This is a genomic window from Mesorhizobium sp. M1295, from assembly GCF_040318135.1.
In the GTDB taxonomy this organism is placed as follows: domain Bacteria; phylum Pseudomonadota; class Alphaproteobacteria; order Rhizobiales; family Rhizobiaceae; genus Mesorhizobium.
In genome coordinates this window covers 381,227-397,761 of record NZ_JAMYLU010000001.1, presented here as the reverse complement: position 1 = coordinate 397,761, position 16,535 = coordinate 381,227, and the positions used below count along the sequence as shown (strand labels likewise).

Sequence of the window (16,535 nt, the reverse complement as noted above, 5' to 3'; positions counted from 1 at the left end):
CTGCCTGCCGGTCACCCGAAAGGATGTCTGATGCTTCGATTTGTGCTGGCGCTGCTGTTGCTTGCCGTTTCCGCCACAGCCCATGCGACGGAAGCCGGCTGGGCGCTGCTCCGCGACGGCGGGCATGTGGTCCTGCTTCGCCATGCCATGGTCACCGGCACCACCGATGCGGCCAATTTCGACCTCGGCAAATGCGCGACCCAGGTCAATCTCTCTGAGCGCGGCAAGCAACAGGCGCGCAAGATCGGCGCGCTGTTTGGCGCCCGCGCCGCACCGGTCGAGCGCGTGCTGTCCAGCCGCTATTGCCGCTGCCTCGAGACCGCCCGCATCGCTTTCGAAAGCGAGCCGGAGCCGTTCGCACCGCTTGACCTGCTGAAGACCGACGAAAAGGAAAAGGCCGACCAAATTGCCGCGATCCTTGCCGAGATCCGCGGCTATTCCGGCTCCGACAATCTGGTCATGGTCACGCATCTCGAAAACATCCAGGAATTGACCGGGATCTCGCCGCGTGAAGGCGAGGCGGTGGTCGTCGAGCCGCAGGGCGACGGCCTGCGAGTACTCGGCCGCGTCACTTTCTGACTGCGCCGGAGCCGGTTGAAGCGTTCGCTAGTAGTGAAATCTAGCGTTTGGTACCTTAAGCGGAATACCGGTTCCGACCCGCGATGAGGTCTTGATCGAGTCCAAGGTCGACATTGACCCTTAGTCAGGACCAACGAGCGCTTTCAACGAAAGCGAATGCGATGGTACGTCTCATTAGGCCTTCCGAGCCGTGACAACGGGCGAGGTTTTCGTCCTCTACTTTGCCGGCCGGAGCCTCAGCGGCCGAAAAAAGGCCCGGATGTCCTCGACCAGGAGTTCGGGTTGCTCAATCGCCGCGAAATGTCCTCCTTTCGGCATGTCGGTCCAGCGCTCGACACGGAAGACTCGTTCGACCCAGGAGCGAGGTGGCATAGGGAGCTCTCGGGGGAAGACTGCAACGCCGAGGGGCGGTGTTATTCGCTCCCTTGGCCCGAAGATCAGGGGGCAGAGCCGGTTCTCTTTGTAAATCCGGAGCGAGGCCTCGATCGTGTTACCGAACCAGTAGAGCGAGATGTCGGTAAGCAGCGTGTCTAGAGGGATGGCGCGTTCGAGTTCGCCTTCGCAGTCGCTCCAACTGCGGAACTTCTCGGCAATCCATGCGGCTAGCCCGATTGGGGAATCTGTCAGTGCAAAGGCTAGCGTCTGGGGCTTGGTCCCCTGCAGAAAAGCGTAGGCCCCCTCCGTCGCGACGAAATTCGCCGCACTGTCGAGGAATGCCTTCTCCTCCGGCGTGACAGGTGGGTCGCCGCGACCGAGGGTCGGGCGGAAACTGCCCGGAATGTAATTCAGGTGCAATCCGATAAGGTCCTCCGGGTAAAGCTGAGCGAGCCAGGTCGAGACGCCGGCGCCGATGTCGCCACCTTGTGCGGCGAAGCGATCATGTCCCAGTTCGCGCATCAGCCCCCGCCACAGCTTCGCGACATGCTTTGAGCTAACGCCGGCTTGACGCGGCGGGGACGAGAAGCCGAAACCCGGAAGCGACGGTGCTACGACATCGAAGGCGTCATCGGCATCCCCGCCGTATTTGGCAGGATCCGTGAGCAGCGGAATGACATGCTCGAACTCGGCGAAGGAGCCGGGCCAGCCATGAGTGAGGATCAACGGCAAGGGCGCTGACCCCTTTCCTTTCTGGTGAACGAAATGGATGTCGCACCCGTCTATCGTGACCCTAAACTGAGGCAACAGGTTCAGACGTTTTTCGTGATCGCGCCACCTGAAATCGTATCCCCAGTAACGTGAAAGCTTTCTGAGGAAATCAACGTCAGTACCGTCCTCCCATCCGTATGCGAAGATCGACGACGGCCATCTTGTCGCTTGGATACGACGCTGGAGGTACTCGATCTGTTCATCCGGGATGTGGATGTGGAAGGAATGCATGGCCACGGGTGTTGCTCCGATCAGCGGCGAAGAATTGTCCCATCAAGGCACAGAACGCAGGAAAACTCACTGAGCGACAGCTTTGTCCGCTACTTGCTGGTTCCCATCTACGAGACGAAGGTAACATTCCACCCTTGGTGGCAATTCGTTTAAGTTACCTGGCGTCAGATTTTCACCGCTACCAGCCAAGCGTCGACACGGAGCTTCCATCCCTCGACCATGTCCGCGAACGCGTCCTCCGTCAGTTCGGACAGATACGATGCTCCTGCCGGGCTCAAGGCCGTGAACGCATAGGCAATCGACGCCTCCGTGCCCCCGTTAGTGGTCGGTCGGCAGGCCACCTCGACAAATCCGAAACGCGAATCCGGCGTAACGCGAACATAACGGATGCGGTGCGCCAGCCGTCCACCCAGGCTCATGTCGCGATGCTCAGCCAAGGCCTTGAGCACCTTCACCAATCGTTTCCAGGCGCACCCGGTCTGCACGCGTTCTATGGTCATAGATCTTCGTGGTACATTGGTACACGCAATGACCAGAGATAAGACGGTTTCGGCATATCGCCGGGAGGGTTGCCAGCGACCCCCATTGCACTGCCAGAACAGCAATCCCATCTGCGCCGGGCGTATCAGGCCTTTTCCTGCCCGGAAAAACCGATTAGACAGCCCAAAACACATGCGGACAGATTCCGCCCGCAATCGAAGGAAAAGCCCTTGTCCACCACGTTCGACAAAGTCGCCAAGATCATCGCCGATACCAGCGAGATCGACATCGAGACGATCACGCCCGAAAGCCACACCATCGACGATCTCGGCATCGACAGCCTCGACTTCCTCGACATCGTCTTTGCCATCGACAAGGAATTCGGCATCAAGGTGCCGCTGGAAAAGTGGACGCAGGAGGTCAATGACGGCAAGGCGTCGACCGACGACTATTTCGTCATGAAGAACCTGTGCGCCAAGATCGACGCGCTCGTCGCCGCCAAGAACGCCACGTAAGCACAGCTCTTGACGCGCCTTCACCCGAACAGCCGCCCATGAACCCCCACGACGTCGTCATATCAGGCATCGGCCTAGTCTCGTCGCTGGGCGAGGGTCCGGATGCGCATTGGCAAAAGCTCGTCCAGCCGCGCCTTGAGCCGGTTCTGGAGGCCTCGCGCTTCTCGCCCTATACAGTCCACCCGCTGCCGGAGGTCGACTGGAACCTGCAGATCTCCAAGCGTGGCGACCAGCGGCAGATGGAGACCTGGCAGAGGCTCGGCACCTATGCAGCCGGCCTTGCTCTCGACGATGCCGGCATCAAGGGCAATGACGAACTCTGCGCGACCATGGACATGGTGGTGGCCGCCGGCGGCGGCGAGCGCGACGAGGCGGTTGACGCGGCCATTCTTGCGGCATCGGAAAGCCGCAATGACCGCGACGTGCTGCTCAACGAGAAGCTGACCACGGAATTGCGCCCGACGCTGTTTCTGGCACAGCTTTCCAACCTGCTCGCCGGCAACATCTCGATTGTCCACAAGGTGACGGGGTCGTCGCGCACCTTCATGGGCGAGGAAGGTGCGGGCGTCGCCGCCGTCGAGACCGCGGCCGCGCGCATCCGTTCCGGTCAGTCGACGCATATACTGGTCGGCGGCGCTTTCCAGACCGAACATTCCGACATGCTGCTCGGCTATGAACTGGCCGGCTACCTGCATCGCGGTCCGTGGCGGCCCGTCTGGCAGAGGCAAGGTGCCGAGGGCGGCGGCGTGGTGACCGGATCGGGCGGCGCGTTCCTCGTCCTGGAGCAGCGCGAGCACGCGACAAGCCGTGGCCGGAAGATCTATGCGGAACTTGGCCCAGTCCTGTCCGGTCGCGCCAGGCGCCGGCGGGGCGAACTCGATGATGAGATCGCCATGCTGCTGAAGCAGGCCGCATTGCCGGACGGCGAGTTGCTGGCGATCTCCGGCGCTTCGGGCGCCCATGACGCGACCGCCGCCGAGAAATCGGCGCTCGAGGCCAATCCGGCGATCGCCGCACGCGGCTTTTCGACGCTGACCGGCCACATGAAGGAAGCGCAGTTCCCCTTCGCCGTGGCGCTGGCGGCACTGGCTGTCGACCGCAAGGCCGCCTACCCTGTCTTCGACGCCACAGTCGAAAAACCGTTTGCCGGCGTCCCGAAGACCGTCCTTGCAACGGCGATCGGCTATCACCAATTCGAGGGCATGGCGCTGATCAAAGCCGCCTAGAGCATCGAACCGAAAAGCGTGACGCGGTTTTCGGGCGATCCGATGCTGCAAGAGAAACAGGTTTTTGGACAACAAATGGCCAATCTGAACGACCACATGGGCAGGCCGATCGTCGCGGTCACCGGCATCGGCGTGGTGACCTCGCTCGGTGTCGGCAAGGCCGATAATTGGGCGGCGCTGACATCCGGCAAGTCCGGCATCCATCCGATCACCCGCTTCCCGGTCGATCATCTCAACACCCGCATCTCCGGCATGGTCGATTTCCTGCCGTCGAGTTCCAAGGGCGCCAGTCTCCTCACCTATGACCTTGCCGAAACCGCGGCCCAGGAAGCGATGTCGGAGGCGGGCCTCGATGCCGGCGATTTCGGCGGACCGCTTTTCCTCGCTTCGCCGCCGGTCGAACTCGACTGGAGCGAGCGCTTTTCGCTCTACAATTCCGACACGCACAATACCGGTGCAGAGAGGCTCCTGCGGGTGGCGCGCGGCCTGAGGGAACTCGACATTTTCGAGACCACCCAGTTCGGTTCGATCGCCGACCGGCTTGCCGATCGTTTCGGCACGCGCGGCCTGCCGATCACGCTGTCGACCGCCTGCGCCTCGGGCGCCACGGCGATCCAGCTCGGCGTCGAGGCGATCCGCCGCGGCGAATGCGACCGGGCGCTGTCGATCGGCGCCGACGGATCGGCAACCGCGGAGGCGCTGATCCGCTTCTCGCTTCTGTCGGCGCTCTCCACCCATAACGACATCCCCGAAAAGGCATCCAAGCCGTTCTCCAAGGATCGCGACGGCTTCGTGCTGGCCGAAGGCTCGGGCGCCCTTGTGCTGGAATCGCTGGAGGCAGCACTTGCCCGCGGCGCCACCATTCTCGGCATATTGCGCGGCTGCGGCGAAAAGGCCGACGACTTCCATCGCACCCGCTCCAAGCCGGACGGTTCGCCGGCGATCGCGGCGGTGCGCGCCGCCCTTGCCGATGCCGGCCTGAGCGAGGACGGGATCGATTATGTCAACGCCCATGGCACCTCGACGCCCGAAAACGACAAGATGGAGCATTTGTCGCTGTCGACGGTGTTCGGCGAGCGTATCTCGTCAATGCCGGTCTCGTCGAACAAGTCGATGATCGGCCATACCCTATCGGCAGCCGGTGCCGTCGAGGCTGCATTTTCGCTGATGACGATGCGCGAAAGCGTCATTCCGCCGACCATCAACTACGACAATCCCGACCCGGCGATCGTGCTCGACGTGGTGCCGAACACCAAGCGCAACGCCGAGGTCGGCACGGTCCTGTCGAACTCCTTCGGCTTCGGCGGCCAGAACACCTGCCTTGTCATGGCGCGGGAACCGGTCTAAGCGACCGTTCCGCTCTAGCACTGTTGTCGTGCGCATGGTCCTTTCCGAAACGGTTCTCGGGTCATGCGCAACCTGGGATCTGGCATGCGCGCATTGCAACTTATCGAGGATCGCCGGCTTGAAACGGTGGACCTGCCACCACCGCCGCCGCCTTCGCTCGGCGAGGTGACGCTGCGCATCAAGGCCGTGGCGCTGAACCACATCGACGTCTGGGGCTGGCGCGGCATGGCTTTTGCCAAGCGCAAGCTGCCGCTGGTCGTCGGCGCCGAGGCTTCCGGCGAGGTCGAGGCGGTCGGCCCCGGCGTTTCCAGCCTTGTGCCCGGGCAATTGGTATCGATCTACGGTGCCCGCACCTGCGGTCTTTGCCGCGCCTGCCGCGAAGGCCGCGACAATCTCTGCGAGCATGTTTCGGGCGTGCACGGCTTCCATCTCGACGGCTTTGCGCAGGAAAAGATCAACCTGCCGGCGCGCCTTCTGGTCCCCGCCCCGCCAGGCGTGAGCGAGATCGGCGCGGCGGTGGCGCCGGTTACCTTCGGCACGGTCGAGCATATGCTGTTCGACAATGCCCGGCTGCAGCCCGGCGAGACGATACTGGTCCATGCCGGCGGCTCCGGCATCGGCTCAGCCGCCATTCAGCTGGCCAAGAAGATGGGCTGCACGGTCATCACCACCGTCGGCTCGAACGAAAAGATCGACAAGGCCAAGGCGCTCGGCGCCGACCACGTCATCAATTACCGCGACGACCGCTTCGAAGGCGTCGTGCGCAAGCTGACGAAGAAGAGGGGCGTTGACGTGGTGTTCGAGCATGTCGGCGCCGACACCTTTGCCGCTTCGATGCTGTGCCTGAAACGCGGCGGACGGCTCGTCACCTGCGGCTCGACCTCCGGCGTGTCGACGCAGATCAATTTGATGCAATTGTTCCAGCAGCAGCTGAAGCTGCTCGGCTCGTTCGGCTGCCGCATGGAAAACATGGCCGACGCCATGCAGAAGATGGCGGCAGGTCTGGTGGCGCCGGTGATCGACACCGAGGTCGGTTTCGACGGCATCGATGCCGCGCTGAAGCGCATGGAGGGCCGCGACGTGTTCGGCAAGATCATCCTGCGCGTCGGCTGAGAATGATCGGCAACGCTTTCAGGAAGATCCGCAGGGACCTGGGATTCCGCTATGGCAGGCGGCTTCGCCAGTTCAACTACTGGCTGGTCGCGCGGGTTGCGATGATCATCATCTCCGCGCTGCGGCTGCTGCCGCCCGACCGGGCGCTCAATTTCGCCGACCGCGCCGCCCGCCGCATCGGCCCTTGGGTGCAGCGCCATCAAGTTGCTGTCGACAATCTGCGCAAGGCCTATCCGGAAAAAAGCGATGCCGAGATCGAGGCGATCGCTTCCGATATGTGGGGCAACATGGCTCGCCTCGCCGCCGAATATATCTTCCTCGATGCCCTATTCGACTATGATCCCGCTGCGACAAAGCCGGGCCGCGTCGAGGTCAAGGGCGAGCAGCATTTCGTGCGCATCGCCGGCGAGGACAAGCCGCATATCGTCTTTACCGGGCATCTCGGCAATTTCGAGCTGCTGCCTGTCGCGGCCGCCACTTTCGGCATGAACATCACGGCACTGTTTCGCCCGCCCAACAATCCTTACCTAGCCGATTACATCCTCTCGACCCGCCGCTCGAGCATGGGATCGCTGCTGCCGTCTTCGACCGGCGCCTCGTTCGCGCTTGCGGCCGTCCTCGAGAAAGGCGGCAATATCGGCGTGCTGGTCGACCAGAAATTCACGGGCGGGCTCGAAACGACGTTCTTCGGCCGCCCCTGCGAGAGCAACCGGGTTCTCGGCACCCTGGCGCGGCACTATGACTGCGATGTCTATCCGGCGCGCTGCGTGCGCCTGCCGAACAATCGTTTCCGGCTCGAGATCGAGGACAAGCTCACCTTGCCGCGCACCGCAGGCGGCAATGTCGACGTCCCCGCCACCACTCAGCTTCTCAACGATGTGGTCGAGCGCTGGGTGCGCGAAGACCCTGGCCAGTGGATGTGGTTCCACAAGCGCTGGGAGATCAGCAAGCGCAGAAAGCGGCGGCCGTTGAAATTGCGCGACAAAGCCGCCTGAGCGGAAATCATAGCAAACATTTTCCGCTACTGACGTATTTTGTTCTTGCTTTGTGCCGGCAGCTATGCTACTAACTTCGGTATGGTGCTACTTGGCGCCGACGAACCTGCCGCTCCGGCGGGTTTTTTATTTTCGGGCCCAGTGACAGGCCTAATTCGTCACCAGGATCCGCGTGTTGCCGAAGCCGGCTTTGCGCACCATCGAATAGAAGGCCGCGGCGTTGCTGGGGTGGAGGCGCACACAGCCATGCGATGCCGGGCGCCCCAATTGCCGGACGGCACCGGTGCCGTGGATGGCATAGCCGCCGCGGAAGAACACCGAATAGGGCATCGGCGACATATCGTATTTGCGCGAATACCACATCCTGGCCGTCCGCTGCGGACGATAGCTGCCGCGCGGCGTGATGTAGCCTTTGCGGGCGGTGGAAACGCTCCACCGGTAATACGAAAGCCCGTATCTTACCGTCATCGTCTGTGAGGAAATATCAATGTTCGCGACCAGGCTGGCCGCCCGGCCCTCGAACGACGAACCGAACAGCATCGCTACCAATGCTGCTGCCATGAGAACAGTGTTTTTCATGCGATCAAACCCCTTTGATGCCCCTTGCCTGCCTGCCCTCACGCTGTTCTCCAGCATTTTGATGGCAAGCCAGCGAGCTAACACCTACTCCCTGACGATTTCACCAATCCAAAGCAGCGAATTTGAACGATTTCCCGCAATAGTTGCCGTAACGACACGCAATCGCCTCGCAATTCGCCATCGGGCTTGCAAAACCGCCTCATCCGCTGCTCAATTCGCCGAATGAACGAACCGAACGAACGGCTCCTCAAGGCGATCGATGACCGAGCCGATGATCTGGTTGCGCTGGCCGCGGATCTGATCCGCTTTCCGACCATCAACCCGCCCGGCGAAGCCTATCAGCCGTGTGCCGAATTTATCGGCGCGCGGCTGAAGAAGCGCGGTTTTGAGATCGAATTCATCCGTGCCGAAGGCACGCCCGGCGACACTGACCGTTATCCGCGCGTCAACGTCGTCGCCCGCTTCGATGGCCGCGCGCCGGGTGCTTGCGTGCACTTCAATTCGCATATCGACGTGGTCGAGCCCGGCGACGGCTGGAGCCTCGATCCGTTCGCCGGCATCGTCAGGGATGGCAAGGTCTATGGCCGCGGTGCCTGCGACATGAAAGGTGGGCTTGCCGCCTCGATCATCGCCGCTGAAGCCTTCATGGAGGTCTTTCCCGATTTTCCCGGCGCCATCGAGATTTCGGGGACGGTCGACGAGGAGTCCGGCGGCTTTGGCGGCGTCGCCCATCTGGCCAAGCTCGGCTATTTCTCCAGGCCGAAGGTCGACCACGTCATCATTCCCGAGCCGCTCAACAAGGACCGCATCTGCCTCGGCCATCGCGGCGTCTGGTGGGCGGAGATCGAGACCAAAGGCGAGATCGCGCACGGCTCGATGCCGTTCCTCGGCGACAATGCGGTACGCCATATGGGCGCCGTGCTGCGGGCCTTCGAGGACGAATTGTTTCCGGTGCTCGACCGCAAAATGACGCGCATGCCGGTCGTGCCCGAAGGCGCAAAACGCTCGACCATGAACATCAACTCGATCCATGGCGGCCAGACGGAGGATTTCCGGCCCGGCCTGCCCTCGCCCAACGTGCCTGATTCCTGCCGGCTGACCATCGACCGCCGTTTCCTGCTCGAAGAGGATCTCGGCACGGTCAAAAGCGAAGTGATCGATATCCTCGAGCGGCTGAAGCGCGAGCGCAAGAAATTCGATTACGAAATCCGCGATCTGATGGAAGTGCTGCCGCTGATGACCGAGCGCGACGCACCGGTGGTGAAGGCGGTCGCGCAAGGCATCATGGAGATATTCGACCGCGAGCCGGATTACGTGATCTCGCCCGGCACCTACGACCAGAAACACGTCGCCCGCATCGGCCACATCTATGACTGCATCGCTTATGGGCCGGGCATTCTCGACCTTGCCCACCGACCCGACGAATGGGTCGGCATTGCCGATATGTTGGACTCGGCAAAGGTGATGGCCATCGGCCTCGGCGTTCTGCTGAGGGGGGCCGGCCCGCAATGATCCGGCCATGGGCGGAAAAACATTCCTCCCGGCGGCGGCGGACGGTACGAAACGCAATTTACTCGGCGGCGAATTCACGCTTCTATCCGCCGGGTTTCAGCACGTGTTTTAGCATATGGGGAGTTGCACGATGAAATTGTGGAAAACCATTCTGGCCGCAGCGGCGCTGGCGTTGGCCGCCGGAACCTCGGCGATGGCCGCGCGAACTGACCTGGTCATCGGCATTCCGCTCGAACCCCCGCATCTCGATCCGACCGCGGGTGCCGCGGCTGCGATCGACGAGGTGCTCTACGCCAATGTCTTCGAGGGCCTGACCCGCATCGGACCGAACGGCGAAGTGCTGCCCGATCTCGCCGAAGGCTGGAGCATTTCCGACGACGGCAAGGTCTACACTTTCAAGCTGCATACAGGCGTGAAATTCCATGACGGCAGCGACTTCAACGCCGACGACGTGAAATTCTCGCTCGATCGTGCCCGCGCCGACAATTCCGTCAACGCGCAAAAGGGCCTGTTCGCCGCCATCGGCAAGGTCGAGGTCGTCGATCCCGCGACGGTGACGGTCACGCTGAAGAACCCGCAAGGCTCGTTCCTCTACAATATGGGCTGGGGCGACGCGGTGATCGTCGCGCCTGAGACAGCCGACACCAACAAGGAAAAACCGATCGGCACCGGCCCGTTCACGTTCCAGAACTGGGCCAAGGGCTCATCGATCACGCTGGTCAAGTCGGACAATTACTGGGGCGCCCCGGTGTTCCTCGACAAGGCCGAGTTCCGCATCGTTCCGGACGCCGCCGCCGCCGTTCCGGCGCTGCTTTCCGGCGACATCCAGGCCTTTCCGTTCTTCGATCCTGACAGTGTCGCCCAGGTCAAGGACGACCCGCGCTTCAAGGTGGTGATCGGCTCGACCGAGGGCGAAACCATCCTGTCGATCAACAACAAGAAGCCGCCCTTCGACAAGCTGCAGGTCAGGCAGGCGATTTCCTTTGCGCTCGATCGCAAGGCGATCATCGACGGCGCCTCGGCCGGCCTCGGCGTGCCGATCGGCTCGCACATGTCGCCCGCCAGCAAAGCCTATGTCGACCTCACCGGCCTCTATCCGCACAATGTGGAGAAGGCCAAGGAGTTGCTGAAGGAAGCCGGCCTGGAGAATGGCTTCAAGGCGACGCTGAAGCTGCCGCCGCCCTCCTATGCGCGGCTTGGCGGCGAGATCATCGCCTCCGAGCTTCGCGAAATCGGCATCGATCTCGAGATCATCCCGGTCGAATGGGCGCAGTGGCTGGACCAGGTCTTCACCAAGAAGGATTACGACCTGACCATCGTTTCCCATACCGAGCCCAACGACATCGATATCTATTCGCGCAAGGACTATTATTTCAACTACGACAACCCGGCCTTCGACAAGATCATCGAGGAGCTGAACCTTACCTCCGACGAGGCCAAGCGCATGACGCTGCTCGGCGAGGCGCAGAAGGTCCTGGCCGACGACGCCGTGGTCGGCTTCCTCTACGAATTGCCGAAGGTCGGCGTCTGGGACGCCAAACTGCAAGGCCTATGGGAAAACGCCCCCATCCAGGCCAACGACCTGACCAAGGTGAAGTGGACGGATTGAGCCGCTGACAGAAGGGCGAAAGTTGCACTCCGTCACACCCCCCTCTGTCCTGCCGGACATCTCCCCCTCAAGGGGGGAGATTGAGCCCTCATCGCGGCTTTCGCTAACCACTAGCGTTGCAAGGACAGTGTCAGCGTGGAAACTGCCAATCTTCCCCCTTGAGGGGGAGATGTCCGGCAGGACAGAGGGGGGTGGGCGGGAACGACACCCTAGCCCGATCTTTGCGTCCGCACTGGTCCCCTCATGACCGCCTATCTCCTCAAGCGCCTCGCCATCGCCGTCGTCACGCTGGTTCTGGCCTCGATGGTGGTCTTTGCCGTGCTGGAGATCATTCCCGGCGACCCGGCACGGCTGATGCTTGGCCTGAACGCCAGCGCCGACCAGATCGAATTGCTGCGCAACCAGATGGGCCTCAACGCTCCCGTCGTGCTGCGCTATCTGCATTGGGCCGGCGGGCTGCTGAGCCTCGATTTCGGCCGTTCCTATACCTATTCGGTGCCGGTCATCGATCTGGTCCGCGAGCGCCTCGTCGTGTCGCTGCCGCTAGCGTTGATGGCGCTGGCGCTGTCCACCGTCATTGCCATCCCGGTCGGGCTGTTTTCCGCCAGCCGTAGCGGCCGGGCCGGCGACACGATCGCTATGGGCGCCGCCCAGCTTGGCGTCGCCGTGCCCAATTTCTGGTTTGCGCTGATGCTGATCTATCTTTTCGCCGTCTGGCTGCGGCTGGTGCCTGGCGGCGGCTTTCCCGGCTGGAGCGCCGGCGTCTGGCCGGCGCTGAAATCGCTGCTCCTGCCGGCAATCGCACTCGCTCTGCCGCAGGCGGCGATCCTTGCCCGGGTCACCCGTTCAGCGCTGATCGAAGTGCTGAGCGAGGACTACATCCGCACCGCCCGCGCCAAGGGCCTGCCCTATCGTATTGTCTTGTGGCGGCACGCACTGCGCAACGCCATGCTCCCGGTGGTCACCATTCTAGGCCTGCAATTCGCCTTCCTGCTCGCCGGCACCATCATCATCGAGAACGTCTTCTACTTGCCCGGCCTCGGCCGGCTGGTGTTCCAGGCGATCAACCAGCGTGACTTGATCGTGGTCGAGAGCGTCGTCATGCTGCTGGTCGCCGCCGTCATCGTCGTCAATTTCGTTGTCGATCTCTCCTATGCGGTGGTCGATCCGCGCCTGAGAGGCCGGCAATGACGCTGCACATCGACATCCCCGACGAGAACCTTGCCGGCATCCTGGCCAAGGCGTTTCGAAACCGTTCGTTCCTCGCCGGCTTCGTCATCACCGCGCTGGTGGCTGCGGTCGCGATCCTCTCCTTCTTCTGGACGCCTTACGATGTCACCAGGCTGGTCATTTCCGACAAGACCCAGGCGCCATCGCTGGCGCACTGGTTCGGCACCGACCATTTCGGTCGCGACATCCTGTCGATGATCATGGTCGGCGCCCGCAACTCGATCGCCGTGGCGCTGGTGGCGGTCGGCATCGGCATGGGCATCGGCGTGCCGCTCGGCGCCTTTGCCGCGGCGCGCGGCGGCATCGCCGACGACGTGCTGATGCGGCTGAACGACCTGGTCTTCGCCTTTCCGGCGCTGCTTTCGGCAATCATGATCACCGCCATCTTCGGGCCGGGCGCGTTCAACGCCATCATCGCCATCGGCATCTTCAACGTCCCGGTGTTCGCGCGCGTCGCCCGGGCCGGCGCCCTGGCGATCTGGCCGCGCGAATTCATCCTCGCCGCCCGCGCCGCCGGCAAAAGCAGGACGCTGATCAGCATCGAACATGTGCTGCCCAACATCGCCACGCTGCTGCTGGTGCAAGGCACCATCCAGTTCGCGCTGGGCATATTGGCCGAAGCCGGGCTTTCCTATGTCGGGCTGGGCACCCAGCCGCCGATGCCGAGCTGGGGCCGCATGCTGTTCGACGCCCAAACCCGCATGGTGGTGGCGCCCTGGATGGCGATCTTTCCGGGCATGGCGATCGTCGTCACCGTGCTTGGCCTGAACCTGCTTGGCGACGGCATTGCCGACATTCTCGATCCGAAATCGCGGCGGCAGCGATGAGCCTGCTCGAAATCGACAAGCTGTCGCTGACCATCGGCAGCACCCGTATCCTCAGAGACATCGAACTTTCCGTCGCGCCGGGCGAAGTGATGGGGCTCGTTGGCGAATCCGGCTCCGGCAAGTCGATGACGGCGCTCACCGTCATGCAGCTTCTGCCCTGGGCGGCGCACACCAGCGGACGCATCACCTTCGACGGCATCGACATCCTTGCCGCCAGCGAGGACCAGATGTGCGCGCTGCGCGGCGACGATATCGGCATGGTGTTCCAGGAGCCGATGACGGCGCTCAATCCGGTCAAGACCATCGGCGAGCAGGTCGCCGAGGGTATTCGCTGGCACACCAGGACAAGCCGCGCCGACGCCGAGGAACGGGCGCGAAAAATGCTCGACCGGGTCGGCCTGCCGGCAGCACAATTCCCGCTGTCGCGTTATCCGCACGAACTCTCCGGCGGCCAGCGCCAACGCGTCGTCATTGCCATTGCCTGTGCGCTGAAACCCAAGCTGCTGATTGCCGACGAGCCGACGACCGCGCTCGACGTGGTGCTGCAGGCGCAGATCCTCGACCTTCTGCGCGACCTCGTAGCGGAAAACCGCATGGGTCTTCTGCTCATCTCGCACGACCTCGCCGTGGTGACGGAGATGGCGGACCGCATCACCATCCTGCGCCATGGCGAGGTGATGGAGGCCGGCGACACGGCCCGCACGCTATCCGAACAGCTTCACCCCTACACGCGCCAACTGGCGCAGGCCTCGATGCATTTGCCGGCGCGAGCCCGCACGCATGACAGCGGATCAGCCAAACCGCTGCTTCAGGTAGCGAACGTAACGCGGGACTATCCCGGACGGCGCATATCGCTGTTGAAACCGGCAGCTCCCATCCGCGCCGTCGACGATGTCTCCTTCTCGATGGCGCCCGGCCAGTCGGTGGCGCTCGTGGGGCGCTCCGGCTGCGGCAAGTCGACGCTCGCCCGCATGGTCCTGGCGCTGGACAAGCCGACGGCCGGTAGGATCCGCTTCCGTGGCGACACCCTCACCGGCAAGAGCGAGGCGGAGCTGAAGCCGGCGCGGCGCGACATGCAGGTCGTGTTCCAGGACCCGTATGGTTCGTTCGACCCACGCCAGAAGGTCGAGAGATTGGTGGCCGAGCCGCTGCATGTGCTGGAGAAGAAGCCGGCGCCCGCCGCGCGGCGCGAAATGGTGGCGCATGCGCTGCACGAGGTCGGCCTGTCGCCTAAAGACATGGACAAATATCCGCACGAGTTTTCGGGCGGCCAGCGCCAGCGCCTGTCGATCGCCCGCGCCATCATCACCCGGCCGAAGCTGATCGTCGCCGACGAGCCGGTCTCGGCGCTCGATGTCTCGATCCGCGCCCAGATCCTCGATCTGTTCGCCGAGCTCAACCAGAAGCTCGGCATCGCCTATCTGTTCATCACCCATGATCTGACCGTCGCCCGCGCCATCACCGACGAAGTGATGGTCATGCATGACGGCAAGATCGTCGAGCGCGGCAGGACGAGCGAAGTGCTCGACCACCCGCAATCCGAAGCCGCCAAGGCGTTGGTCGCCGCCGCTCCCGATTTGCATCGGGCAATTGCGAAACGGCTGCAAGAACAGGGGTGAGCAGCTTCGTGGCACGGCTAATTCGTTGGGCGCACGGGCGGGAGAACGGCTATTGACAGCCAACAGTTCTGAAACGCGCGAAGGGCCTGAGCCTCCTCCACTGGGCCTGGGCGGCTCTGCTGCGCTGTTCGGGGCGGGTGCTCTGCTGCTGTTCCTGGTCACGCGGGTAGCCGTCCCAGCGTTTGTCTCCGCTAGCGGGCTGAGACTGTGGTGATGTGGTTCTTGGCCGCAAGCATCATCCTTTTTGGCCCCCTGATTCTCACGGCTGCCCTGCTATTGCATCGAGAGCGGCGTCAAGGAAGGCTGGTGCCGTGGGGCGCGCGGCTGTGGCTTCGCACTATGAATGGCGGCGACTGGCTATGGGCTGTTGGAGGGCTGGCGGCCGTCGGCGTGCTGACCGGCGGCATCAGCGCCGCGCTCCGGATGCTGCAAGACGGGAAGACTCTTCATCCCTCGTTCATGGCTTTCGAGCCACTAGGTCCTGGGCGGTACTGGATTCTCGGCGCGTGGCTGCCGTTTTTTGCACTGAACATCGCTGGGGAAGAGTTTGTCTGGCGGGGTGTCGCACTGCCGCGGCAAGAGGTTGCCTTCGGGGGGTGGGCGTGGCTGGTCAACGGGATAATGTGGTTGCTGTTCCACGCTGCCTTCCCCTGGCAAGTCCTGTCGACCCTTGTGCCGATCACGTTGCTGCTGCCCTACATCGTCCAGCGGCGTCGCAGCACATGGGCCGGGATCGTCATCCACGCCGGGGTTCGGAGCGATGGGCTTCCTTGTCCTGGCATTCGGGCTTGCATGAATGCCGCACGAAGTGAAGCGCTTGACGCAACGCGGAGCAAAGCTGCCGGACCAAGGAAACGACGAATCTGAGAATGATGAACGCGACAAACCCGGGCAATTCAAGTCCTGCCAGACAATCTCGAACCCTTACACCGGGGCCAACTTTTGGTACCTCCCGGGGGGCGAGTTCAAGGGAACATCAATTCGCACATATTCCAAACTGAACGCGATAGGATAAACGTCATATGGACTACCTAAAGGAAAATCTCATTGGAAAAGAATTTCGATCCATTAAGTACCAAAACGGCAGTATCATGATCGCATTTGAGAGAGGTTCCATCGCAGTAAACACCAAAATTTCATGCTCTATCCGAGCATACATGGAGTCTATCAATATTATTGACGTTGTCACCGACTCCCAGTGGGTTTCCATTATATTCTCTGACAGATCTGAGATTCGCATATCAAGAGTAGTTGAGCACGGCCCTTCTCCGGAGAGCTTTGTCTATGATGGCGCGGACAACATAATCATAGTAGACAATGCTATAGAATAAGGTGATTAACTAATTGGCGCCGACGGTGTCAGAATAGTGGATAGTTTAACTTAAAACAAAAGATTGCGGGCGCATACCGGCTGTCGGCCCCGATCCTGACCTCGGCACCTCGTCCTATATCTATGACGGAGTAGCGGAATAGCAGTGACAGTGCACTTTTATCCTGTTCACTGTCCTCTTCGGCGAAGGGTTCGTC

The 16,535-nt window shown here is 62.4% G+C and carries 15 protein-coding genes; 12 read left to right on the top strand and 3 right to left on the bottom strand.

The annotated features are described in order from the left end of the window. Positions 1–30: 30 nt before the first annotated feature. The gene (locus NKH29_RS01870) at positions 31–579 is read left to right on the top strand and encodes a histidine phosphatase family protein (protein ID WP_352495969.1); all 549 of its coding nucleotides are present in this window, start codon (positions 31–33) and stop codon (positions 577–579) included. Positions 580–795: 216 nt separating this feature from the next. Here NKH29_RS01870 and NKH29_RS01865 read toward each other — a convergent pair whose 3' ends face one another. Together NKH29_RS01865 and NKH29_RS01860 are read right to left on the bottom strand one after the other, a co-directional pair. After that, complete coding sequence (locus tag NKH29_RS01865) at positions 796–1,956, bottom strand: epoxide hydrolase family protein (protein WP_352998974.1); 1,161 nt, start codon at positions 1,954–1,956, stop codon at positions 796–798. A gap of 164 nt (positions 1,957–2,120) precedes the next feature. Further along, positions 2,121–2,456 (bottom strand): hypothetical protein, encoded by a 336-nt coding sequence (locus NKH29_RS01860; RefSeq protein ID WP_352998888.1) that lies wholly within the window; start codon positions 2,454–2,456, stop codon positions 2,121–2,123. 210 nt (positions 2,457–2,666) lie between these two features. Between NKH29_RS01860 and NKH29_RS01855 the strand changes: the two genes are divergently transcribed. From NKH29_RS01855 to NKH29_RS01835, 5 genes are all read left to right on the top strand, one after another. Then, complete coding sequence (locus NKH29_RS01855; protein WP_023719977.1) at positions 2,667–2,951, top strand: acyl carrier protein; 285 nt, start codon at positions 2,667–2,669, stop codon at positions 2,949–2,951. Between the two features lie 38 nt (positions 2,952–2,989). After that, positions 2,990–4,177, top strand: coding sequence for a beta-ketoacyl-ACP synthase (locus tag NKH29_RS01850; RefSeq protein WP_352998886.1), 1,188 nt, complete (start codon positions 2,990–2,992; stop codon positions 4,175–4,177). 75 nt (positions 4,178–4,252) lie between these two features. Beyond that, entirely contained in the window at positions 4,253–5,524 is a 1,272-nt protein-coding gene (locus NKH29_RS01845; protein ID WP_352998884.1) for a beta-ketoacyl-ACP synthase, read from the top strand. 84 nt (positions 5,525–5,608) lie between these two features. Further along, entirely contained in the window at positions 5,609–6,637 is a 1,029-nt protein-coding gene (locus tag NKH29_RS01840) for a zinc-binding dehydrogenase (protein ID WP_352640462.1), read from the top strand. Positions 6,638–6,639: 2 nt separating this feature from the next. Beyond that, positions 6,640–7,632, top strand: coding sequence for a lipid A biosynthesis lauroyl acyltransferase (locus tag NKH29_RS01835; protein WP_352640463.1), 993 nt, complete (start codon positions 6,640–6,642; stop codon positions 7,630–7,632). Positions 7,633–7,782: 150 nt separating this feature from the next. Here the strand turns inward: NKH29_RS01835 and NKH29_RS01830 are convergent, their stop codons facing one another. Beyond that, on the bottom strand, positions 7,783–8,211 hold the full coding sequence (locus NKH29_RS01830) for a L,D-transpeptidase (RefSeq protein WP_023719972.1): 429 nt from the start codon (positions 8,209–8,211) through the stop codon (positions 7,783–7,785). A gap of 222 nt (positions 8,212–8,433) precedes the next feature. On the opposite strand from NKH29_RS01830, the gene NKH29_RS01825 reads away from it, so the two are divergent. From NKH29_RS01825 to NKH29_RS01800, 6 genes are all read left to right on the top strand, one after another. After that, on the top strand, positions 8,434–9,723 hold the full coding sequence (locus NKH29_RS01825; RefSeq protein WP_352640464.1) for an acetylornithine deacetylase/succinyl-diaminopimelate desuccinylase family protein: 1,290 nt from the start codon (positions 8,434–8,436) through the stop codon (positions 9,721–9,723). A gap of 130 nt (positions 9,724–9,853) precedes the next feature. Further along, the gene (locus NKH29_RS01820) at positions 9,854–11,332 is read left to right on the top strand and encodes an ABC transporter substrate-binding protein (protein WP_352998882.1); all 1,479 of its coding nucleotides are present in this window, start codon (positions 9,854–9,856) and stop codon (positions 11,330–11,332) included. A 243-nt stretch (positions 11,333–11,575) separates the two neighbouring features. After that, positions 11,576–12,523, top strand: a complete 948-nt coding sequence (locus tag NKH29_RS01815; RefSeq protein WP_352961663.1) for an ABC transporter permease — start codon at positions 11,576–11,578, stop codon at positions 12,521–12,523. Further along, a complete protein-coding gene (locus NKH29_RS01810) occupies positions 12,520–13,389 on the top strand; it encodes an ABC transporter permease (protein ID WP_352998880.1) in 870 nt (289 codons plus the stop codon). The genes NKH29_RS01815 and NKH29_RS01810 overlap by 4 nt, the downstream gene beginning before the upstream one ends. Further along, positions 13,386–15,008 (top strand): ABC transporter ATP-binding protein, encoded by a 1,623-nt coding sequence (locus NKH29_RS01805; RefSeq protein WP_352998878.1) that lies wholly within the window; start codon positions 13,386–13,388, stop codon positions 15,006–15,008. The genes NKH29_RS01810 and NKH29_RS01805 overlap by 4 nt, the downstream gene beginning before the upstream one ends. 222 nt (positions 15,009–15,230) lie before the next feature. Beyond that, positions 15,231–15,875 (top strand): CPBP family intramembrane glutamic endopeptidase, encoded by a 645-nt coding sequence (locus NKH29_RS01800; protein WP_352998877.1) that lies wholly within the window; start codon positions 15,231–15,233, stop codon positions 15,873–15,875. The last annotated feature ends 660 nt before the right edge of the window (positions 15,876–16,535 follow it).